Origin of the sequence: Paraphotobacterium marinum, from assembly GCF_002216855.1 — a bacterium.
Lineage (GTDB): Bacteria > Pseudomonadota > Gammaproteobacteria > Enterobacterales > Vibrionaceae > Paraphotobacterium > Paraphotobacterium marinum.
On sequence record NZ_CP022355.1, the window covers coordinates 33,811 to 57,049 of the forward strand.

23 protein-coding genes and 1 tRNA gene are annotated in these 23,239 nt (G+C 33.6%); 7 read left to right on the top strand and 17 right to left on the bottom strand.

The window, feature by feature from the left end:
• Positions 1-10 precede the first annotated feature (10 nt).
• The 11 genes from flgL to flgB all read right to left on the bottom strand — a co-directional run bounded on the left by flgL (position 11) and on the right by flgB (position 8,821).
• Positions 11-910, bottom strand: coding sequence for a flagellar hook-associated protein FlgL (flgL, locus tag CF386_RS00200; protein ID WP_089072531.1), 900 nt, complete (start codon positions 908-910; stop codon positions 11-13).
• Between the two features lie 12 nt (positions 911-922).
• Complete coding sequence (flgK, locus tag CF386_RS00205) at positions 923-2,335, bottom strand: flagellar hook-associated protein FlgK (RefSeq protein WP_158522258.1); 1,413 nt, start codon at positions 2,333-2,335, stop codon at positions 923-925.
• 131 nt (positions 2,336-2,466) lie between these two features.
• On the bottom strand, positions 2,467-2,775 hold the full coding sequence (locus CF386_RS00210) for a rod-binding protein (RefSeq protein WP_089072533.1): 309 nt from the start codon (positions 2,773-2,775) through the stop codon (positions 2,467-2,469).
• Positions 2,776-2,793: 18 nt separating this feature from the next.
• Positions 2,794-3,903 carry a flagellar basal body P-ring protein FlgI gene (locus CF386_RS00215; protein ID WP_089072534.1) on the bottom strand — a complete coding sequence of 370 codons (1,110 nt, stop codon included), beginning with the start codon at positions 3,901-3,903 and terminating at the stop codon, positions 2,794-2,796.
• Entirely contained in the window at positions 3,903-4,571 is a 669-nt protein-coding gene (flgH, locus tag CF386_RS00220; protein WP_089072535.1) for a flagellar basal body L-ring protein FlgH, read from the bottom strand. Before flgH ends, CF386_RS00215 begins: the two co-directional genes overlap by 1 nt.
• Before the next feature lie 16 nt (positions 4,572-4,587).
• Entirely contained in the window at positions 4,588-5,373 is a 786-nt protein-coding gene (flgG, locus tag CF386_RS00225; protein ID WP_089072536.1) for a flagellar basal-body rod protein FlgG, read from the bottom strand.
• A 10-nt stretch (positions 5,374-5,383) separates the two neighbouring features.
• A complete protein-coding gene (locus CF386_RS00230) occupies positions 5,384-6,115 on the bottom strand; it encodes a flagellar basal body rod protein FlgF (protein ID WP_089072537.1) in 732 nt (243 codons plus the stop codon).
• Positions 6,116-6,132: 17 nt separating this feature from the next.
• Positions 6,133-7,335, bottom strand: coding sequence for a flagellar hook protein FlgE (gene flgE / locus CF386_RS00235; RefSeq protein WP_089072538.1), 1,203 nt, complete (start codon positions 7,333-7,335; stop codon positions 6,133-6,135).
• Between the two features lie 15 nt (positions 7,336-7,350).
• Positions 7,351-8,022, bottom strand: a complete 672-nt coding sequence (locus CF386_RS00240; RefSeq protein ID WP_089072539.1) for a flagellar hook capping FlgD N-terminal domain-containing protein — start codon at positions 8,020-8,022, stop codon at positions 7,351-7,353.
• Positions 8,022-8,456: a flagellar basal body rod protein FlgC gene (flgC, locus tag CF386_RS00245; protein WP_089072540.1), complete on the bottom strand. Its 435-nt coding sequence runs from the start codon at positions 8,454-8,456 to the stop codon at positions 8,022-8,024. The genes CF386_RS00240 and flgC overlap by 1 nt, the downstream gene beginning before the upstream one ends.
• Before the next feature lie 2 nt (positions 8,457-8,458).
• Complete coding sequence (gene flgB / locus CF386_RS00250; RefSeq protein WP_089072541.1) at positions 8,459-8,821, bottom strand: flagellar basal body rod protein FlgB; 363 nt, start codon at positions 8,819-8,821, stop codon at positions 8,459-8,461.
• A gap of 85 nt (positions 8,822-8,906) precedes the next feature.
• Here flgB and flgA point away from each other — a divergent pair, with 85 nt between their 5' ends.
• From flgA to flgN, 3 genes are read left to right on the top strand one after another with little or no spacing between them, the layout of a single operon-like run.
• Positions 8,907-9,662: a flagellar basal body P-ring formation chaperone FlgA gene (gene flgA / locus CF386_RS00255; RefSeq protein WP_089072542.1), complete on the top strand. Its 756-nt coding sequence runs from the start codon at positions 8,907-8,909 to the stop codon at positions 9,660-9,662.
• A gap of 54 nt (positions 9,663-9,716) precedes the next feature.
• Complete coding sequence (flgM, locus tag CF386_RS00260; RefSeq protein ID WP_089072543.1) at positions 9,717-10,010, top strand: flagellar biosynthesis anti-sigma factor FlgM; 294 nt, start codon at positions 9,717-9,719, stop codon at positions 10,008-10,010.
• Positions 9,997-10,437: a flagellar export chaperone FlgN gene (gene flgN, locus CF386_RS00265; RefSeq protein WP_089072544.1), complete on the top strand. Its 441-nt coding sequence runs from the start codon at positions 9,997-9,999 to the stop codon at positions 10,435-10,437. Before flgM ends, flgN begins: the two co-directional genes overlap by 14 nt.
• Here flgN and CF386_RS00270 read toward each other — a convergent pair.
• Complete coding sequence (locus CF386_RS00270) at positions 10,434-11,522, bottom strand: M20 family metallopeptidase (protein ID WP_089072545.1); 1,089 nt, start codon at positions 11,520-11,522, stop codon at positions 10,434-10,436. The two genes, flgN and CF386_RS00270, sit on opposite strands and share 4 nt — an antisense overlap.
• 143 nt (positions 11,523-11,665) lie before the next feature.
• Between CF386_RS00270 and CF386_RS00275 the strand changes: the two genes are divergently transcribed.
• Genes CF386_RS00275 through CF386_RS00285 form a run of 3 tightly spaced genes read left to right on the top strand, consistent with a single transcriptional unit; the run spans position 11,666 to position 16,379 of the window.
• Positions 11,666-12,625, top strand: a complete 960-nt coding sequence (locus CF386_RS00275) for an ATP-grasp domain-containing protein (protein ID WP_089072546.1) — start codon at positions 11,666-11,668, stop codon at positions 12,623-12,625.
• The gene (locus CF386_RS00280; protein ID WP_089072547.1) at positions 12,615-13,703 is read left to right on the top strand and encodes an ATP-grasp domain-containing protein; all 1,089 of its coding nucleotides are present in this window, start codon (positions 12,615-12,617) and stop codon (positions 13,701-13,703) included. The genes CF386_RS00275 and CF386_RS00280 overlap by 11 nt, the downstream gene beginning before the upstream one ends.
• Positions 13,704-13,736: 33 nt before the next feature.
• A complete protein-coding gene (locus tag CF386_RS00285; RefSeq protein ID WP_089072548.1) occupies positions 13,737-16,379 on the top strand; it encodes a M14 family zinc carboxypeptidase in 2,643 nt (880 codons plus the stop codon).
• Between the two features lie 167 nt (positions 16,380-16,546).
• Here the strand turns inward: CF386_RS00285 and CF386_RS00290 are convergent, their stop codons facing one another.
• Both CF386_RS00290 and CF386_RS00295 read right to left on the bottom strand, forming a co-directional pair.
• Positions 16,547-17,215 carry an NAD(P)H-dependent oxidoreductase gene (locus tag CF386_RS00290; protein ID WP_089072549.1) on the bottom strand — a complete coding sequence of 223 codons (669 nt, stop codon included), beginning with the start codon at positions 17,213-17,215 and terminating at the stop codon, positions 16,547-16,549.
• 118 nt (positions 17,216-17,333) lie between these two features.
• A tRNA-Ser gene (locus tag CF386_RS00295) sits at positions 17,334-17,424 on the bottom strand.
• 184 nt (positions 17,425-17,608) lie between these two features.
• Here CF386_RS00295 and CF386_RS00300 point away from each other — a divergent pair.
• Positions 17,609-17,791, top strand: a complete 183-nt coding sequence (locus tag CF386_RS00300; protein WP_089072550.1) for a hypothetical protein — start codon at positions 17,609-17,611, stop codon at positions 17,789-17,791.
• A 16-nt stretch (positions 17,792-17,807) separates the two neighbouring features.
• Here the strand turns inward: CF386_RS00300 and nspC are convergent, their stop codons facing one another.
• The 3 genes from nspC to CF386_RS00315 form a co-directional block, all read right to left on the bottom strand.
• Positions 17,808-18,944: a carboxynorspermidine decarboxylase gene (nspC, locus tag CF386_RS00305; RefSeq protein ID WP_089072551.1), complete on the bottom strand. Its 1,137-nt coding sequence runs from the start codon at positions 18,942-18,944 to the stop codon at positions 17,808-17,810.
• Between the two features lie 62 nt (positions 18,945-19,006).
• The gene (locus CF386_RS00310; protein ID WP_089072552.1) at positions 19,007-20,254 is read right to left on the bottom strand and encodes a carboxynorspermidine synthase; all 1,248 of its coding nucleotides are present in this window, start codon (positions 20,252-20,254) and stop codon (positions 19,007-19,009) included.
• 3 nt (positions 20,255-20,257) lie between these two features.
• Positions 20,258-23,137, bottom strand: coding sequence for a pyridoxal phosphate-dependent class III aminotransferase (locus tag CF386_RS00315; RefSeq protein WP_089072553.1), 2,880 nt, complete (start codon positions 23,135-23,137; stop codon positions 20,258-20,260).
• Positions 23,138-23,239 lie beyond the last annotated feature (102 nt).

Below are 23,239 nucleotides of genomic sequence, written 5' to 3' on the forward strand. Positions count from 1 at the left end.
GCTTGCGATCTCACAGTCTATCAAAAAGTGACATTCCAGTAATTGTCACAAAAGAGGCTTGTGTGGCCTGAAGCGCATTTTGTAAATTAGTAAGTTGCACAGATGCTTCCGCATAATCTAATTGTTCAATTTCAGAGGATACTTTAGTCGTTAATGTTTCATTGTCAACGTGATTGGATTTTATTAAATCCAAAGCATTCTGCTGTCCACCCATTCTTGTAATATTTTCAAGAATATTTCCAAGGGTTACATCTAAATCACTAATAGCGCCATCAATACCTGCAATATTAATTACTCCACCTTGATTTAGTAAACGAATTGATTCAAAAACGTTCTGTCCTGCTCCTAAATCAAACATTTGTTGAGCCGTATAATTTGATTGAACATTAATACCCTTAGCGACATTAACGAGCCTTAAATCGGTATTACCTTGCAAAGTAAAACCAATGTTATTATCTCCTACAATACTCGCTTGATCTGATAAAGTTCCTGAGAATAGGTAAATTCCATTTTCATCTTGAGTATTGAGTAGAGATGTTGCTCCTTCATTCAAAGCATCTATTTCAGTAAGTATCCCAAGCCTATCTGCATCCGTTAAATTTCCATTTTTCGCCCAAAGTAAAAGATCTCGAACTCTTTTGAAACCATCTACAATTCCCTGTAAAGCTTCTTCTTGAATGGATAAATTTGTTTTAACATTATCTACATTAGTTTTGTATTGATCTATTGCAGTCAATTGTCTTTCTAAATTCAATAAATTAATTGAATCAATCGGATCATCTGATAACGACTGAATTCTTTTTCCTGTCGACATTTGCTCAAAAACAAAATTTATGTCTAAATTATTTTTTTGCAAACTTTGAGTCATAAGTTGATTCAATTGCGCATCGCTTGCTCTTAATACTGGCATAAAAAGACCCTTTTAAAAGATTTTTAAAATTTCATCAAATAGCTGATTTACGGTACTAATCACTTTCATATTAGCTTGATAGGCATTAGTAAACTCAATGAGTTTTGCGGCTTCTTCATCTCTGTTGACGGCACTAAAATTATTACGAGCCGATATCGCCTGATTAAATTGAATTTCAGATGTATCTAAAGAAATTTTGGATTGATTTGTCTTGATTGCAACCTCACCAAGTAATGATGCAAAGGTATCCGCATTGCTTTGATTATTCAACGTCTGAAATTGGGGTAAATTTGCAAATGTAAGATTACTTACAGCAATAATATTATTGATATTACCGTTATCACCGACTGCTCCAGGGTTAGATGAAAAAGCTAAGCTATCTACAGAAATATTAGGATTAATGCTAATGTTTGTTGCGTCCATCAAACCAGGAGAAAATAAAGGTATACCTGCATTACCATTTAAATCAAAACCTGCTTGAAGTCTCGTATTAATCTCAGTACCAAAATCTCTTGCTATTTGATTAATAACTGTTTCATAGGGCTCTAACACTTGCGATTGGAAGTTTGCCATAGCACCGACACTTCCTCCAATTTGATTTTGTGCTGGAGCTCCAGATGCCTGAGGTGTGTTATCTAAAATAGGTATATTTTGATTCACAATCGTTAAAGATAATTGAGTTGGATTACTTCCTGTAACCGTGATCGTAGATGGTAAGTCGTCAATAACAAGAGGCTGACCATTGGCTAGTGTCAATTGATAAGAACCATTTGATAAAACGGTAGATTTTATATTAAAAAGCTCGGACAGCTCTAACACCAACTGATCTCTTTGATCTTCAAGTTCTGATACATTAACATTTTCTGATACGTTATCAGAAATTGTTTTATTTAGTTGAGCAATTTGTTGTATTAGGGTATTGGACTGAGATACTGCGGCTGATATTTGTTCATCTAAATCTTTTTTTTGAGTTATAACCGTATCAACCAACATATTGAATTGATAACCCAATGATTCAGCTTCCGTGATGACTTGCTGCCTTAAAGGAGTCGATTCTGGTTTAATAGTTGCTTCATTGAGTGCGGCATAGAATTTATCAAAACCTTCTGATAAGTTTAAGCCATCTGAGCCAAACACTTTTTCTAATTTAGAATAATTTTGGAATTCAATAAAGTCATAGCTTTGCGTTGAACTTGTTTTCCATGTTTGTTTAATCAAAAATTCATCTGCTAATCTTTGGATATCAGTGACCTTAACTCCATTTCCAGCAACATCAACGCCTCTTGCATTCGGGGATAGGGATTCAAAGTTAACTCGCTGACGCGTATAACCTTCTGTTGCAACATTTGCAACATTTTGAGCAGTCACATCTAAAGCAACTTTTTGTGCATTTAAACCTGTAATTGCTGTATTCAATATACCCATCATTGCTCCTTGTATAAGAATATCGTGAATAAAATATTCATGTTATTCTATAACGACTATTATTAACGAAAATTTAATTAAACAAAAATTTTATGAATAGTGCGTTAAGAATATTGGAATCTTATTAACAATTATTTTTTATTTTGTTCGGATAACTGTTTGTAAATCATGTCTGCAATACCCAAATTTGATTGTCGACTGACTTCAACAGAAATCTGTCCATCATATAAATCCTCAAAAGATTTTGTTGCTTGACTATTTTCCTCTAAATCAGATTTAAAAACATCATTGGTTTGACGCATCTGCTTTAAAACAGTTTGTAAAAATAATGCCTCAAATTGTTGAGAGGCTATTTTTAGTGCTTCATCTTTAGATTGATTTTTAATGGAATCTAAAGATTTAATATCATGGAATGATAACTCCATATTTTCAATTTTCATTTAGTCTCCCACCTTTTATTAAATGACAATAATTTCAGCATTGATAGCACCCGCTTCTTTTAACGCTTGTAAAATAGCCATTAAATCATCAGGACTTGCACCGGTACTATTTATAGCATTTACAATTTCTTGGAGATTAACTCCCGAACGCCATAAAAACATTCTTCCATCTCCTTGTTGAATATCTACATCGGAATTATCCACAACAGTTGTTTCCCCATCAGAAAAGGCGTTTGGCTGACTTACCTGTTGATTTTCAGTAATTGAAACTTTAATGCTTCCATGACTAACAGCTGCTTCAGAAACCGTTACACTTCTTCCAATCACCACTGTCCCTGTTCTAGAGTTAAATATAATTTTTGCAGGAACGGCACCTTCGTCAACTTGTATTTCTTCCAACATTGACATAAAGGTTACTCTTTGTTGTGAATCTCTTGGTGCTCTAACTTCAATTGTATTTTTATTAATAGAACGCGATACATCTGGGCCAAAAATATTATTAATTGCACGGGATATATTTTTAGAGGTTGTAAAACTTGGCCTTTTCAAATTTAAAGTAATTACATTGCTATCATTGAAATCACTTCTGACTTCTTTTTCAATGGTTGCACCATTAGGGATCCGTCCTGAAGTTGGCGTGTTTATAACAACCCTAGTACCGCTTCGACCTTCAGCTTGAATACCGGATATCACGACATTACCTTGAGCAATAGCATAGACCTCTCCATCCACACCTCTTAGCGGTGTCAAAAGTAACGTTCCTCCTCTTAAACTTTTTGCATCCCCTAATGAAGAAACAACAACATCAACTTCCTGTCCAGGTTGTTGCATCGCATTTATCTTGGCTGTGACAGTTACTGCAGCAACATTTTTTAATTTGGGATCTATTCTATCGGGTAGCTGAACACCAAATTGATTTAACATATTGATAATGGATTGACTGGTAAACTCGACCTGACTTTTATCTCCCGTACCATCCAGACCTACGACCAAACCATAACCAATTAATTGATTGGTTCTAACCCCTTTCACATCTACTAAATCTAACAAGGGTTTTTGTGCTTGAAGTACCGGCACAATCAATAAAGTAACGCAAATTGTGAGATATTTAATAATTAGTTTAAACATTAAAATGGCATCCATGGAGTATTGAAAAATTGAACTAACCAACCGGCAGCATTACTATCAGCAATTGCTCCTTTTCCAGCATAAGTAATTCTTGCATCTGCAATTTTTTGTGATGAAACCTGATTGTTTTTGTTAATATCGTCAGGACGCACTAATCCTCTTAAGCGAATATATTCTTCACCCTGATTTAACTCCAACCACTTCTCACCCCGAACTTTTAAAACACCGTTAGGCAAAACCTCATAGACCGAAACGGTTATGCTTCCAGTGAGAGAGTTATTTTGTGAACTTTGGCCACCTCCATTAAAGTCTCTTTCAACATCAAGCTGTGCATTCCAGTCTGCAGTATTTAAGTTACCTAAAGTAGGCGTATTTAACCTAACGCCAGCATTTTTATCAAATTGTGTATCTGCATTTTTTTCAGCCTGTGTTTCCTCTTCAAGGGTAATTTCCAAAATATCTCCGACTCTATAAGCTCTCCTATCTTGAAAAAGAGACAGCATATACTCTTTTCGATATAAACTACCGCCTGAAGCTGGAGATTGACTGCTATCTATTTTAGGCGGTGCGTATGCTTCATCCCCTGGTTCAACAGGTTTAAATTCTGGTCTCATAGAACAACCACTCACGATGAGAAAAGAAAATAAAATAAATACTTTATGAAACATCGCCGTCCTCCTTAATTTAGATAGATTGCGTAACAAACTTCAACATTCCATCAGCAGCGGAAACAACCTTTGCACTCATTTCATACGCCCTTTGTGTCGCAATCATATCGACAAGCTCTTCCACAATTTGGACGTTCGACCCTTCCAACGTTCCCTGCTTTAAACTACCAGAACCCTCTTCGCCTGGAACAACTTCAATTGGCTCACCACTAGCATCCGTTTCTCGGTATAGATTCCCCCCCAAAGCTTCTAAGCCAGCAGGATTTATGAAATAACTTAATTGAATTTGTCCGAGCTCTTCTGGAGCAGCTTGTCCAGCTATAGTCGCGGTCACAATACCATCCACGCTAATGTTGACAGATGTTGCATCAGCTGGAATGTCTATACCATCTGCCAAAGGGAGCCCTTGACTATTTACCACTGCACCATCTGCATTTCGCTGAAATTGTCCATTTCTCGTATAAAAAATTTCTCCGTCGGTGTTTTCAATTTGAAAAAATCCCTGACCCATAATAGCAATGTCTAATTCTTGATTTGTATTTTTAATTGTCCCCGGCGTAAATACTTTTTGCGTTCCAACCACTTTCACACCAGAACCCAATTGGACACCGGATGGTAAAAGATTTAGTTCATCAGCAGGAGCACCTGGTTGTCTTTGGATATTATAAAAAAGATCTTCAAAAACCACTCTATCTTTCTTAAATCCATTGGTATTTACATTCGCCAAATTATTTGAAATAGCAGTCATTTTCGTATCTTGTGCAGCCATTCCAGTTTTACTGACCCATAAAGAATTGTGCATCTTGTTATCCTTATCTTGAGTTAATTAATTTATTGCCGGCCTGAGCAATACTTTCTGCAGTCTTCATCATTTTTATGTGCATTTCAAAGTTTCTTGTTAATGACATTACCTGAGTTAACTCATTAATAGTTGAAACATTACTTTGCTCTAAATGACGGGGCACCAATTTAACCTCTGGTGCAAAATCCAAAACCAATCCATCTTGTTCAGAGAAAAGACCTAACTCATTTTTCTGAATTTGTTGGATATCTGGATTTACAAGTTTTAACTGTGCAACCTCAAGAATTTCTCCACCACCTGCAGGTGTTATAGAGATAATTCCTTTTTCACTGATATCTAATTTTTGAAATTCAGGAATATTAATTAAACCTCCATCACCTACAACAGGGAACCCATTCGCTGTTAAATTACCTGCAGCATCAAGTTTAAGGTTTCCCATTCTTGTGTAGGACTCTGTTCCATCTGGAAGAAGCACAGAAAAAAAACCATTTCCGCTTATTGCCACATCCAAATCCCTGCCTGTTTCAACAATTTCACCAATATTAAAATTGGTTGATGCAGAGTTTGTTTTTGATAAATGACGTCCATCAAATCCACTACCATTTAGTTGAATTGATTGAGCATATTCAAAATCTTTCCTAAATCCTGTTGTATTGGCATTGGCTAAATTATTTGAATGAACGGTTTGGGCTAGCAAACTTCTGCTAGCTCCACTCGTTGCGGTATATATAAAATTATCCATATTAAAACCCGGCCACTTTATACAGCATTAAACAATGCTTGAGTTAGCTGATCAGATGTAGATATTGTTTTAGCATTAGCCTGATAATTTCTTTGCGCGGTTATCAAATTCACCAACTCACCCGTCAAATCAACATTTGATCCCTCCAAAGCACCTGGAGTTAACTCACCTAAGATTCCTGTCCCTGGAGCACCTGTAATTGGATTTCCTGATGCAAAGGTCTGTATCCAACCGGTTTTATTAACAGGTAAAAGCCCTTGTGGATTTGCAAAATTTGCAAGTATCACTTGCCCCTGTGCAATCGATTGTCCATTTGTATAATTAGCAAAGACAAGTCCATTATCCTCAACTCTCAAGCCTGATAGATCACCAGAAGTATTGCCATTTGAAGTATTCTGGCTAACACCAAAATCAGATCCAAATTGGGTCATACCTGTATAATTTACAGTTATAGAGAGTGGGTTTGCTCCCACAATTGGTCCACTAGTAAGTACTGTATTTGTTGCTGGAGGAATGAGCACACCATTTGTATCAAAGTTTAAAGTTTCAACAGTCGCTAACGGGGTTTGATCAAAAGCATAATTTACTTGCCAACCATTTGTGGCAACAGCATTTATATCTTTTATAAAATATTGCGTTAAAGTTCGTGCATTTCCAAGTGAATCAAAAACCTGAGTGGTGTATGTAGAGTTATAAGTATTGCTGTCCAAGGGGTCAAAGTTCAAAGGATCTAAGGCAGTATCATTTGCATTTAAGTTTGCACTAAAATCAAATGTCGTAGTAGCTGTCGCGCCTATTGCCGCAGTATTGACTCGCAAATCCCCAACTGTTCCTTGCTGTACATTGTTAGTCGCATCAACAGTAAAACCCTGAAGTCTCAGGCCAGTATTTGAGACAATAAAGTTATCTCTGTCTGTGTTAAAAATTCCTGAACGGGTATAGATAGTTTGATTTTGAGTATCTTTAGTCTGAAAGAAACCATTACCATTGATAGCTAAATCGAGTGATCGACCTGTGCCGACAATATTTCCATTCTTTTCAAAGTTTTGTGAAATAGATGCCACTTCAACCCCTCCTGGTTGAATTCCATTATAAATTGCTGCAAATTCAGTTCGAGACTCTTTAAAACCTGTAGTAGATACGTTAGCAATATTATTACTAATTGTGTCTAATTGAGTATTAGTAGCCTCTAATCCTGTTAAAGCGATTTCAAAACTCATGTGTTTACCTCATTTTTAGTTACTGAATTGATTAACTTGATAAAATGGAATTTCACCGATATTATCAACATTTAAAAGGGGTGTCCCTCCATTAGGAGGAATGACAACACTATTTACTTTTCCAGCTATGGATAAGTCTTCGTAAATTTTTCCATTAGTATCTTCGATACTAATTTTATAATTGCCATCAAATAGACCGATATCTGCTGGGTTTAATGAAAAATTCTTATAATTGGTTGAACTTCCGCCAATCGGAACTTTTTTGCTTTGACCTAATATGTTTTCAAAAACCACAAACAACCCTCGTGTGGGTTGATCGAGTTTTATAGCACCATTTATTTCAGCACCATTCACAGCGATGTTATTCTGTGGGACAAAAACTTGTTTTCCAACCAAATTTGATGTAGCTAGATTTTGCATATTATTTAATAATAGCGTACTGCTTCGCATTTCTTGTGCAACCTGTTCAGTACTCTCCACTTGTGAAAATTGTGCCAACTGACTCACGTACTCTGCTCCATCAAGGGGATTCAAGGGATCTTGATTTTGAATTTGTGCAATCATTAAAGTTAAAAATTCATTTTTCAATGAAGCCCCACTATTTTCATTAAGCTCATTGTTTGTATTAGATTCACCCATATTAGATTGGTTGGACATAGATAAATTATTTACACTAGCAATATTCATTAACCTTCTCTCCCTAATCTTAGTAAACCTTGTTGCATACTTTTAACATTATTTAAGACTTCAACATTAGTCTCAAAACTTCGACTAGCTGACATCATATCTGTCATCTCACTAACTACATCAATCCCTGGATAAAACACGAAACCATCTTCGTTCGAAAGTGGATTGTTTGGTTCATACTTTTTATCCACGCTGCCAGGGACCTGAATAACATCTACAACCCTGACTTCTGCAGAGGGGTATGAATTTTTTTGAACATCGTATTGATTTTTTCCGTAAATTGTTGCGAAAACTGGTTTTAGGGATTGATATGCCCCATTGGGTGTTGAAGATGCAGCATCTGCATTTGCTAAATTACTTGCAATTGTATTTAATCTGACCGTTTGAGCATTCATCGCTGTACCAGCAATATTATATATATCATTAAAAGCCATTTTTAACGCCCCTTAATAGCTTTGGATAAGCCATTAATTTTCATATTTAAAAAAGATAAACTAGTCTGAAAATCCATTGAGTTTTGAGCAAATTTTGCTTGCTCAACATTTAATTCAACTGTATTTCCATCCTGTGAATTTTGATATGGAATCCTATACAAGACTTCAGATATGATAGATTTCTGAGCCTGTTCGACTCGCCCGACTGGTGCTTTGCTCATTATCGTTTCAAAGGATAAATCTTTTGCTAAATAATTGGGCGTATTGACATTTGCTAAATTACTTGCAATTATTTTAGAACGCTGAACTCTAAAATTTAAAGCTTCCGGATGTATTCCCATAGCTTTATCGAAACTGATTGCCATATTTATTCCTTAAAGTTGACATACTAATTTAATAATCAAAATTTGTGCCAACTTCTAAGCCCTTAAGAAACAAGGAGTGCAGGTTATGTTAAGGAAAATTTATTTCCGTTACATGGCAGTAAAACGGAAGTTTTTACATCCTACTTTATTATTTTTGTTCATCTCGACCCAAGCATTCGCGATTGAAGGTGTTCCTTCAATAAGCTTAAAAAAGCAGATACAAAATAAAATACATAAAGAGTTAATCGCAATAGAAAAAGTTAATCATTTTAAATTTCATAAAATTGAAATCATACCTGTCATTCCAAAGTCCCTTAATTTTTTTAAAGGTTGTAATAACATTGATTTACAAAATACACAGCAGAAAAATGAAAGTTATACGGGCACTTTGGTTCGAGTAATATCCTGTAAGGATTCAAACCCTCAATTTAAAATGAATATTAAAATAAAAGTAAAAATTTGGATGAATGTAATTGCTGCTAAAAATTATCTCAATAAAAACCATGTCATCAAAGCAGACGATCTAATTTTTAAAAATATACTTATACTTAAAGATAATGATTTTTTTACCAATAAAGACGAATTACTAAATAGGAAATTAAGTCGTTCTATTTCAAAAGGGAAAAAAATTACTTCAAGAACACTCTACCCGAACTGGGCAATCAAAAAAGGTGATGTGATTTTGATTGAAGCGGCAACAAAAAAATTGAAAGTTACGGCTAAAGGCCAAGCTTTACAAAATGGACACATTGGAGAACAAATAAAAGTAAAAAATTTAGAGTCAGGTAAAATAATTAGCGCTTCAGTAAAAAATAAATCAAAAGTTAATACAATTTTTTAATTAATTTTTATTTCTGTCGTTTAGTTTATTTAGAAGAGAAAATAAGGCCCTGCAATGAAAATTAATAAAATACAACAATCTATAATTCAAAGCACTCAAAACAAAAAAAACAGCCCTGCCAGCAAATTGAATACACCCACACAAAAAGTTGATATCAGCATTGATGAAAGTACATTGCAAAAAATGACAAATATTTTAAGTAATCAACCCATTATTGATGAATCAAAAGTTATTGAAATTAAAGCAGCTCTTGCCGATGGGAAAATAAAATTAAACAAAAACAATCTTGTTCAATCTATTATACAATTTCATCATTACAATACAGGCCAAAATCATGAAAAACCCTAATACAAAGCAGTTAGCTCATATCCTAAAAAATTTACAAGTTACACATGCACTGTATCAAAAGTTACAAAAACTTTTGTTAAGTCAACAAAAGTTTTTTGTCGAATTCAAATCTCAAGAACTTCAAGAAAATGCTAAAACTCAAATTAAAGTTCTTAACGATTTAAGCAAATTAAGAGAAAATAGAGCTAAACTTTTAACTTCATTGAAACTTGAAAATTCAAATGATGGTATCAAATGTTTATTTAAATTCTACCCTCAATCCCTACAAGAAAAAATAGAAACTTTATGGTCAGCTATCTGTCAATTAAATAAAATATCCAAAAAGTTAAATCTACAAAATGGCAAACTATCTGCACACTATCATGAAATACTCTCAGATATTTTAAATAATCAAAACTATGATCCTATGTCACTCATGAAGTACTAAATTTGATATAGTTCGAAGATTTGATAAGATTCATTTATTCTTTGTGCGAAACTTTTTTTATTAGCTCTTTCATGCACAGTATGATCTCCATCACCAAAAGGACCGAAACCATCCAAGGTGGCAACACCTTTTTCAGCAAATACATTGGCATCACTAACACCGCCCCTTTTTTCTTTTTTTAATACATAACCAAGTTTTTTTTCAATTTTTTTGATAAAAGCTTTTTGTGCATTCGTCTCTACCATAACATCTCTCTGAACGCCCCCTGAAAGTTTACAGGACACACCTCTGACCCACTGTTCTTTCACGACTAAATCTATGTCTCTTAAAACTCGATTTTTTTCTTCAAGTGACTCAAATCTCGCTTCTACCAAAATTTCTGAAGTAGGAGCAATAGTATTTGCACCAATTCCTCCTTTTATAACGCCTGCATTTACTGTTGTGCCTTTTTCGATACACGTTAAGTCTGTCAATGCAATAAGTGCTTTAGCTGCAGCTAAGTTGGCATTTTTCCCTTCTGTATAATGATTCCCAGCATGAGCTGCTTTACCCTCAAAGTTTAATTTAAAAGTCGCTATTCCTTTTCGAGCAACAACAACTTCCATATTTTGTCCAGCTGCTTCAAAGTCGATACATTCATCATAGTTTAATGCAATTTCTTGTGATAATTTTTTACTATCATCACTACCTGTTTCTTCATCACTCACTAATAAAACGTCAATATTGTAAACATGACCATATTTTTGAAAAATATTTTTTAAAGCACAATAAGCAATAAAATTGCCGCCTTTCATATCGCAAACACCTGGACCATAAACCCATTCAGCATCTTCTTTAAACTGAGTAAATGTCTCTGGTGGAAAAACAGTATCTAAATGCCCCAAAAGAAGCAATCTTGTGTTTTTAGAGTTAAATTTAGTTTTAAAATATAAATGATTACCAATATCTTCCCTTTTATATTCTGATATCTGATAACCGATATCACGGTAAAGTGACTTCATTATTTCACCATTTAAATCAACTCCAACTTTATTTTTTGTCCATGAGTTAATTTCAACTAATTGCTTTAGAACCGAAAAATCCATTTATTACCTCTATTTTTAAAAACAATGAAAAAAAAAACATTACATACAGTTAGTTAACTATTTCAAAAATACACTTGATATTACATATCATATGCAACATAATGAATATATTACGCATCGAGGTATAATACAAGGAGAGAATGATGCAAAAGCCACAAATAGGAATGTGGATGTACCAAAATGGTGGTGGTACTGAAATAGAAAACAAACTATCTTACCAACTTCAAGATAGGAATATAAATGTCATTAAAAATATTGATCTAAAAAATGCTGTTGCCCATAATGGCAGTTTATATTGTCATGACATTAACTTAAACCAATTGGATTTGTTTTTTAGTTATAATGCTGGGAATCAAACCCATCATCAAACCTACATTTACAAAGAGCTCAACAAATCTATACCCATGATAAATAATTTCGAAGCCTTTGACTTAACGGAAGATAAATTTAGAACCAGTCATTTACTCAACCAACATTCAATTACCTGTTCAGATTATCTTTTATGTGGCTCTGAGAATATTCTAAAAATCTACGATCAATTTCAGGCTTGGGGTAATCAAGCTATTTTAAAGTCTTTGCATGGATGGGGCGGAAAAGATCTTATTAAAATAAACAATAGAAAAGAACTCCAAAATATTTTACAGAGTAATTTTTTTAAGGAAAATCCAACTCATTATTTCGAGCGAGTCATAAAAAATGATTTCACTGACTATCGTATAGATATCGTCAATAATGAATTCATAGCCTGTTATGGAAGAAAAGCTGCCAAAGGTAGCTGGAAAACAAACGTAACAGCTGGTGGGAAGGTTATCCCAAGAGAAGCAAATGATGAGATCGTTAACATTGCCCTTCAAGCAGCAAAAGCATGTCAGCTTGAAATTGCGGGAGTTGATATTCTTTTTGACATAGAAAGGCAACAATACGTTGTTCTAGAAGTGAATGGGATTCCAGCATTTGCGACCCCACAACAGGAAAAAAGCGGACTGAATTTTAACACAAAAAAAATTGATGCAATCGTACAACTTATTGACGAAAAAGTTCATGAACATCGTCAAAATTATTATAACAATGTGATTAGGAGAGAAACTGAAAATGAATACTAGACCTAAATTAGGGTTTTTATATTTTGATTATGTTTTGCAATTTTTTAATAAGAGTAATTTTAAAGGGTGGCCTGAAAAAATTGAAACTGTTACGTATCACTGGGATAATCAGATAGATGCTTTTATAGATGAAGTAAAAAGAAAAAAAGTTGATGTCTTGATAGGCAATATCCCGGCCACTGCCTATGAAACATTTGTTAAAATTTCGAAAAAAATTCCTCATATAAAATTTATTCCCTCAATTGAAAGTCAGTTTTGTAATCGTTCAAAAGAAAATGTGACACTTTTCTGTGAAGCACATAAATTATCAGCACCTAATACAAATATTTTTTACAACAAAGAAGAAAGGGACAATTTTATAGAAAAAACCCACTATCCTAAAATTGTCAAACGTTCATATGGACCATCTAACTACGGGGGTTATTTTGTCCATAAAGTGGATACAAAATCAGAAATGCAAAAGCTATTTGCTGAAAAAAAATATCACCCTGCGTATATACAAGATTATGTACCTTTAACAGCTGACATTCGTGTCATGTTAATTGGGCATAAGCCTGTGTGTGCCTTTTGGAGAAGACCCGCTAAAGGACAATGGCTTACAAATACAAGTCAGGGTGGCTCAATGGATTATGCTAATGTACCGGAAGAGGTTTTAAATTTAGCTATCAAAGCTTCAAAGGCAGCCAAAGCAGAATACTGGGCTTGTGATATTGCAATTGATAATAAAAATAATATAAAAATCTTAGAATGCGCGACTGCATTTGCGGCCTTTCCCTACATACGTGACTGGATTGGTCAATATCTAATGGCCATCCTAGCTCCAAATGAATTTAATATGCCAAACATACCCCATCGTAATTGGGAGGAAATTGGTAAAATTAATTCATCACTTTTAAGGACGATGCGAGACATAAGTTTCTCAAAACATGTCCCTTTTTATTCTGAAACTGGAGAGTTAATGGCAAGTGTTGAGTTTGATAACAATCAAAATTTACCAGAGATATCGATGTTAAACTGGTATAAAAAACATATGGAATTTCATCTTAACAAAAATAAAGAGAAGGACCTTGTCGTTTAATTTTGTTACAACTTTCAAATAAAGAGATTTTTAATGAAAAAGAGATATTTATCATATTTAGATGCAATAGATAAATTGGAAGAGTTCCAGTCAAAGTATCCAGAGTTAATCAAACTTGAAACCATTGGATATACACATGAAGAAAGGCCCATAAAGCTTGCTATACTTGCAAAAGATTTATCTGTAGCACATATTAAGCCTGCTCTTTTATTTACAGGGACTATCCATGCAAGAGAATGGATTGGGATTGAGTTAGGGATTTCTTTAATTGAACATATATTAACAAATATATCTAGCAATCCAGAACTAGATAATACTTTAACGAAAAATACGCTATATATCGTGCCCTGTTTAAATCCAGATGGATTTGAGTACTCTCAAAAACATTTTTCATTTTGGAGAAAAAATCGTAGAAAAAATAGCGATGGAAGCTATGGCGTTGATCTGAATAGAAACTTTTCTGTAAATTTCAAATCATCAAACAATACATCTTCCAATGTTTATGGGGGGCCATACCCTTTTTCAGAACCTGAAACACAAGCGATTCGTGATTTTGTTGAAGAGCATAGCAATATAACCATTGCACTTGATTATCACTCTCAGGGAAATGTTTTTTTTCCGGCTCATAAATTTAATCACGAGGCGGAAATTGAAGGATCTGATTTAAATATTTTATGTGCCAACATGGCTAATGAAATATATAAAGTATCTGGCAGAAAATATGGCATTCATAGAGGGAAACCGCCAACAAACCTTATCCATGGTAGTGGACGTGAATATTATTATCACAAAGGTATCTTGTCAACCGTGGTTGAAGTTGGCACAAGAAATATACCTGACTACCTATTGAATATGACTGAAAGTATTCATGAAAACATTCCGGCTGTTTTATATGCGCTAAGCTGTGCTCAAAACTATTCAACACATGCTCCTTCAAGACCTTCTTGCCTCAAGATTGATGAATTAAAATTTCAAAATGTGACGCTTAAGTGGGACAATGATCTTAAGGACAATGAAGTATATGAGTTATACAGAAGTACTGATCCTAAAAAGCCCTGTAATGAATCAAATAAAATTGCAATTACAACCAACAATTATTTTATAGACACAAATGTAAAGAGCTATCAAAGATATTTTTACGCACTTAGAAAGCTAAATTATGAACTAAAGATTGCCTCTCCATTCGCCCCTATTCTAAAAATACAGACCTTACTAGAAAAAAATGAATTAGCTCATACTTTTTTCCCAAACAAAAAAGAAATTGGGTATGTTGGTCAAAAAACACAAAAAAGTAATCACGAACACTTTGGCAATAACTCTCTATTTGTTGGAGTAAATAAAATCAAAGGAGTATGTTTTGGTGTTATCAATTTTGATCTAATGAAACTGCCAAGTGAGTCTATATTAAAAAGTGCGAAATTGTATTTATATCCAATGAATCGAGTTGCAGCAAAAATAGAAAATTATGGTTCATGGTCATTTTCAATAATAGATCGTAATTCAATTGATGATATTACTAACTTTCAGCAAATAGAAAATGCTGAAGTCATTGCTAATTTAGGGTATCAGATTGAATCAGATAAAATGACACAAGGGATATGGTTATGTTGGAACTTCAATGGTAATGAATTAAAATTACTCCGCAAACAAATTGAAGAAGGTCATCTTTTACTGAGAATGCAGGGGCCTAAAAAACTCCCAATCAATAATGACTCACAAGTCATGCAATTTGATATTGGTTATGGTAAGTTTGGGGGCGGTATTCACTACAGACCTAGTCTAGAGATTCAATATTCTCTTCGACCCAAATCTTTTGAAATTAATTCTTTTATAACTCAGTCGCTTAATGCCTCGCAAAATATCTCTAATGAAATTAAATCAGGATATGATTCCGAGGGACTCCCTATATTTTCCACATTAAGTTTTAATTGTAGCTCTTTAGATTCAGTTGAAAATCTTGTAATTACCGATGCTTATCTAGAGCTAAAGTCAAACGGAGCATCTAATAACAATAGCAATGTTCGTTACGCTATTGAAATGACAAAAGATAATCATTTGAATTACTCAACAATTAAAGATGTGACTTTGCACAGCGAAATATTAGGTTATGAAATTAATATTAAGGATATGTATAAAAAAGAACCTCAAATATTTCAGTTTGATAGTTCATCCAAGCACACCTTAGAACAATTAATTTCTAGAAAAGAGCCATTCATTAATTTCATCATCCGCCCAAACACACCCAACTTTGAAAAAAACATTACAGGAAACTGGTCTAGCGCTAGTTTGCATATTAAGTATATATCAAAAAGACTTAATCCTATTGATGAGCCAAAATCTTTATCTGCTAACATCGAAAATAATGTAGTCAAATTAAGCTGGGAACGCTCTCAACATCCTGATTTTGTCGGCTCTTACGTAGTAAGAAATAATTTTAACCCGCCTTCAAACCCTATGGACGGTGTTAAAATATATGCTGGGCAGGATAGCTTTACCTATGATAATTTTGGTAATCCCAATATCCCAAAATATTATGCGGTATTTTTTTATGATAATGTCCCCAATTACTCTAAACCAAATACAATATTTTTTAATTCAGACCAATCATATGAACATATTCAAAATGAATTCGAGGCTCAAGATATTGAAGAACAAAGGTATATGAATGGTGATTAATATCTAATTTTGTTCGGCATAATCATTTTAAAAAAAAATGCACATACCAAAATAGTATGTGCATTTTAATTTTTTTTTTAGAAAAACTCTTTAACTAATCCACCACTAACTCAACACTACGACACTATTTGAATTACAAATCCAACTTAGTATTGAAGGGCTAGCATTTATAAATTTATAATCACTTCTTTTTCTGGTAAGCGAGATTTAGGTAATTTGGCATTATAATCCTCTTCTTTTTTAGAATACCCAATGGCTAATGCTACATGACACTCGAAGCCTCCTAATTCATCAGAAAAGCTTTGTTTCACCAAATCTATATCAATTCCTTCCATTGAAGTACTACCAATATTCATTCTAGCTAGTGTATGAATAATATTCCCAAAAGCGATATATGTTTGAGCTTTGGTCCAATTCCCATTGAATCCAAAGTTGTCAGTATTTAATTCAGCAAACACATATGCTCCTAATTTTTCATCTCTATTGCGTTCTGGGGATATATCAGGATTAATTCTACCCACAGCGAAATCTGCATCTATTACTTTTTGATAATCATTTTTAGTGTAATATGGATTGTGACAAAACAAAATGATAGCAGATGCATCTTTGGCATGTTTCTGATTGAATTGGAATTTATTTGCAAATGTATCTGAAAATCTTTGTTTTGCTTCATCAGATTCAATAATAATAAATTTCCAGGGCTGAGAATTAATGGAACTGACAGATAACCTCAAGGCTTCTTCTATAACTTTCATATCATCTTTTGAGATTTTTTTTGAAGCATCGTATTGTTTTACAGTGTATCTATTTTGTAAATCAGATATTATTGAACTCATAAAATATTTTCCAATTAGATTAAAAACTAAAATCAATATAGCATGGATATAACATAAAATTAATCTGAATATTGGAAATTGAGTATGTCAAATGTGGGATAATCATTGATATGAAAAATGGCGGAGAGATAGGGATTTGAACCCTAGATACGCTACAAACGTATGCCGGTTTTCAAGACCGGTGCTTTCAACCACTCAGCCATCTCTCCATTTTGTTGTTCAAGATAATATAATTTTTCTTATCCCTTGTAAAGACATCTAGTGATTAAAAGGCTGTATTTTAATCAAATATATATTTTTTTTAAAATTAACATAATTTTTATTGCATTAAGAAACTTCTAAGATAATAATTAATAAGTGAAGGTTGATTTGGCATGCGTTTCAGGAGGTAAAGTGTCTATTAACTCTATCGACAAAGATGATTTGCAAAATATCGAAAATTCAAAAGATTCTAAAGCAGTCAAAGAAGAGTCTGAAAAAAAAGCTTGTGCGCGAAGAAGAATTGAATTATTGAAGGATCTTAAAGATAGCGGCCTAACTTTAGAAGAAGCTAAAGATTTAGGACTTATTGATTAAAGGGAACGTTTTCCCTTTATCTTATAGTTTCGTCTGATAAAAATCTTTCAAAATCTGTATAGTCATAACTTTTCAGCAAATCAATCGTATTATCTAATCTTTTGCAAACGATACTCGGCATCTTTAATCCGTTAAACCAATTTAATTTAACCATAGTATAACCTGCACTATCTTCAATATGTAATCTTTGCCCTATTTCAAGAGGTTTATCAAAGTTAGCTTCACAGAATTGATCTCCAGCTAGACAAGAACAACTACCCACTACGTAATTATATGCACCATTTGAAGATGATTCTCTAATTTGTGCTGGTTCATTATATATCAAGGTATCCAAACGATGAGCTTCAGTAGCACTATCTACGATAACAGTATTTTTTTGATTTTCTACAATATCTAAAACAGTAACAACTAAATCGGTCGTTTTTGTTACAATAGCTTCACCTGGCTCTAGATAAACTGCAATATTAAATCGTTTAGAAAAGTCTTTCAGAGCCAGTGCAAGTTTTTTGATATCGTAATTTTCCCATGTAAAAAAAACACCACCCCCAAAACTAACCCATTTAAATTTATCAAAATAATAAGCATACTTTTCACTAATATAATCGAGTGATTTTATAAAATTATCAGCATTTTTATTTTCACAATTGATATGGAACATACACCCATCAACATTATCATATAAGCTTTGAGTCATTTTTTCAAAAGGAACACCTAATCTAGAAAAAGGTCTTGCTGGATTTGCAAGATCCTGATTGGCGTAACTTATTCCAGGATTGAGCCTAATACCAATGGATTTATTTTCAACGTGTTTGTAAAATTTTAAAAATTGTGATTCTGAATTAAAAATTATTTTATCGGCATACTTTCTAACTTCAAGAATATCCTCTTCACTATAACCAACACTATATGAATGTGTTTCTTTACCAAATTTCTCATATCCAAGTCGAACCTCATTTGGGCCACTACTTGTTGTTCCATCAAGATAGGGTTCAATAATCTTAAAAACTCCCCAAGTAGAAAAACACTTCAGTGCAAGAACTAACTTTACTCCAGAAAGACTTTTTAACAACTTAGCTTTTTCTAAATTTGCGATTAATTTTTTTTCGTCTATCAAAAAAAATGGGGTTTTGATCTTATCAATTTGATTTAACATATTCTAAAAATCCTATGTTTAAAAATCCATGTTGAATAAACATTAGTCAACATGGATAATATTTATTTAGATAAATCCTTAATTTCTGGTTTCAGATCCCCTAAATCCTGGACATCCCATGAAAGCCCAATGTTAGGCATTAATTCAAGAAAGTGCTCAGGAGGCAATTGTTCCATATTAAACAATCCTTTTTCTGCCCAAAGACCTTTAAAGTACAACAAAGCACTCGTAATAGCAGGAACACCAGTCGTATATGCTATTGCCTGATGCTCAACATCTTCATAAGCCACTTCGTGATCAGCATTGTTGAAAATAAATATACTTTTGGACTTATTATCTTTTTTTCCTCTAACCCATGTACCTATACATGTTTGCCCTTTATAATTTGGAGCTAATGAAGTTGGTTCAGGTAACAATGCTTTCAAAAATTTCAAGGGTTCAATTTCTTGGCCATTAGGCATCGTGATAGCTTCGGAGCTTAATAACCCAATGTCTCTCATAACATTAAAGTAATTTAGATACTTATCTCCAAAGCCCATCCAAAATTCAATTCTTTTTGCAGGAATAAATTCTTTCAGTGATCTTACTTCATCATGAGCCATTGAGTATACTTTGTGCTTGCCGATCATTGGGAAATCGAACTCCATCATCCTGGTATGACATGGAACTTGATGCCAAGATTCATTTTCCCAATAAAATGAATCACCCTGAATTTCAAGCATGTTTGTTTCTGGATCAAAGTTTGTGGCAAATTTCTTACCATGATCACCTGCATTTACATCCATAACGTCAATCGAATCTATTTCATCAAAAAGTGATTTAGATGCATAAGCAGCAAAGACACTGACAACACCAGGATCAAAGCCAGCACCCAAAATACCAGTTATACCAGCTTCTTTAAACTTATTCCTGAAATTCCATTGAGGATCATATGCTTCTGGGACTTGTTGACCTGGGCTACAAAGATCTGTTGCAACAGAAGTATCTAGATATGAGGTTTTTGTTTGGTAACAAGCCTCCATAATATTAACGTTAATCCATGGAGGACCTGCATTAATGACCAATTTAGGCTTAACACTTTCGATTAGTGTAATCAGCGCTTCTAATGAATCTGCATTTACTTCATGAGCAATAATTTTTTTAGTTTGATCATGAAGATTATCTTTTTTATGTATAGATTGAATAATACTTTCGCATTTATTTATATTACGCGATGCGATATGTATATCCCCTAAAATATCATTATTTTGTGCTGCTTTATGAGCAATAACCCATCCAACGCCTCCAGCACCAATTTGAAGAATAGTCATTTTTTATAACTCCCTTTTAATTTTATTAAATAAAATGTTTAATTGTTTAAACATTTCAGTAAGGTCTTGTAACTTAATACATGGATTTAATATAGTAACTTTTAAACTCACATTTCCATCAACTTTTGTTTCACCTAATATAGCCACTCCGTCTTCTAAAGCCATTTCTCTTATTGTACAATTTAATTTATTTAAATCTTTTATTTCAGAGTCAATGAATCGAAATAATATTGTTGAAAGTTGTGGGCTCCTCAAAACCTGAATATGTTTTTCACCCTCCAAAAAGTTAGCTAACTGATTAGTTAAATCAAAGACGTTATCATACATCCTACCAAAGTTATTTAAACCAACATGCTGAAGTGATAAAAGTACTTTTAACGCATCGAATCTTCTGGTTGTAGCGATTGACTTATCTACTAAATTTGGCAACTTATCATTTTCACGATTTAAATAGTCAGCATGATGAAGTAAATAATTGAAATTCTCTCTATTTCTTATTAAAAACGCTCCGCAACTGATAGGTTGATAAAACAATTTATGAAAGTCTAATGTAATAGAGTCGGCTTTGTAGATTCCTTCAAGCATCTTTCTCCTAGAGCTGAATATTAAGCTGCCACCATAAGCTGCATCGACATGAAACCATAAATCATGTTTTTCTGCTATTTTAGACTGCTCAAGTAAAGGATCAATTGCACCTTCATCTGTAGTTCCAGCAGTCCCTACAATCATAAATGGTAAAAAGTCATTATTTTTTAAATGAAGGATTTTATTATTAAGCTCATAAATATCCATTTTCCCATTGACATCTACGGAAATAGTCTCAACAGAATCAAATCCAAGACCTAATAAAGCAGCAGATTTTTGAACAGTAAAATGAGCTGTTTCAGAACAAATAATTTTTAATCTTTGATGATAGTTAGGTAGTCCATGCTGCTTAACATTATGACCACTTAACTTATCAATAAATTTATCTCTGGCTAATAAGATACCCATTAAATTACTTTGAGTACCCCCTGAAGTAAAGATACCGTCAGCTAAAGAGTTATATCCTACATGTTCGTTTACTAATTGAATTACTTTTTGCTCAACAAAAGTTGCGGCACTTGCTTGATCCCAAGAGTCCATAGATTGGTTAAGGGCTGCTATGAATAGTTCAGACACAACACCAGTGATTAGAGGTGGTGTATGCAAATGAGCAATACAGTTTGGATGTTGGACAATAATCGAATTTTTTGCAACAAAAGAGGCAGAGGATCTCATGACATCATTGATGGTCCTTCCTTCCTTTGATATATCAAAAGAATCAATGACTGATTTTAGAACAGAAGGCATCATCCCTGAATAAGGCCCTCTTACATCATTGAATACTTTAATCAAATTTTCTGTTGCGATTGAAACTGATTCTTGAAAAAGATCCGCACCACCTTTTCCGGTATGGATGAAAAATTTATCCAAACTTTCATGCTTTGGAAGTCTGTTTGAAGTATTAATCCCAACTTCATTTAAAAGCACGTTTTCTAAAACATCTAAAACAAAATCAATTTGTTTATATGTAATATTTAGAGGCGGTAAAAATCTTAAAACGGAGCCATTTCGACCACCTTTTTCAATAATTAGGCCTCTTTGCAGGCAACCTCTTTGAATTTTACGAGTTAATTCTTCATCAGCCATTGGTTCACTAAATTTATTCAAAGACCCTTTCTTTGATACAATTTCAATTCCCAACATTAAACCTCTCCCTCTTACCTCAGCAATACATGAGAACTTTGAGGCAAGTTGATTTAACCCATTTTTAAAGTAATTACCTGCTACCTTAGCATGTTCAACTAAATTATCTCTTCTTATTATTTCAAATGTTTTTAAACCAGCAACCATTGCCAGTTGGTTGCCTCTAAATGTGCCAGTGTGCTCTCCCGGTCTCCAATCATCATATTTCTCATTTAAAATTAATAAAGATAAAGGTAAACCTCCTCCTACTGCTTTTGATAAGCACAAAATATCAGGAAAAATATTTGAGTTTTCGAATGCAAACCAACTTCCCGTTTTACCTATTCCACATTGAATTTCATCAAAAATTAGCAATATGCCATGTTCTTCAGTGATTCGTCTTAATTCTTTTAACCAGAATAAAGGCGCCGGCAATACGCCTCCTTCACCTTGAACGGGCTCAACAATAATAGCCGCAGGCTTTAATATACCACTTTCATCATCATTTAATGTTCTTTCTAAATAACGAAGTGACATTTTTGCTCCATCATCACCTCCCAAACCAAAAGGACACCTTAATGAATATGGGAAAGGCATAAAATGAACATCTGCCATTAATCCAGAGCTTCTTGCTTTAGTTTGATTATTCCCCATTAAAGACATTGATCCGTTAGTCATACCATGATAAGCACCACTAAATGCAATAATATTATTCCTATTAGTTACTCTTTTGGCTAACTTGATCGCCGCTTCAACAGCGTCTGCACCAGACGGGCCACAAAACTGCACTTTTGCGCAGTTTTTAAATCCAGTAGGTAGGGTATCCAGAACTTCTTGCATAAATACGTTCTTTACACCAGTTGTCAAATCCAATGTTTGTGAGGGTAAATCTAAATCTAAATACCTCTTAAGCTCATCTTTGATTTCAGCGTGATTATGTCCTAGCGCCAATGTTCCTGCTCCAGCAAGGCAATCTAGATAAACTTGCCCTTTTGTATCTTCTACCAAAAGACCTGATGCTTTTTTTATGGCTAAAGGCAACCTTCTCGGGTAGGAACGAACTTCAGATTCATACTTAGTTTGTTGATTTAAATATTCATCTTCATAAAGATCATACAGTGAATCTACTATTGGGACTTCTTGATTTTTTTTAGTTTTTTCAGTTACATAATTCATAAATAACTCTCTCAGGCAAAAAAGAAATTGCCAAAAATAACAAAAATTTTGATAAATAAAAAAAGAATAACTTTAGCTAAACAGCAAAGTTCATGGAATTGT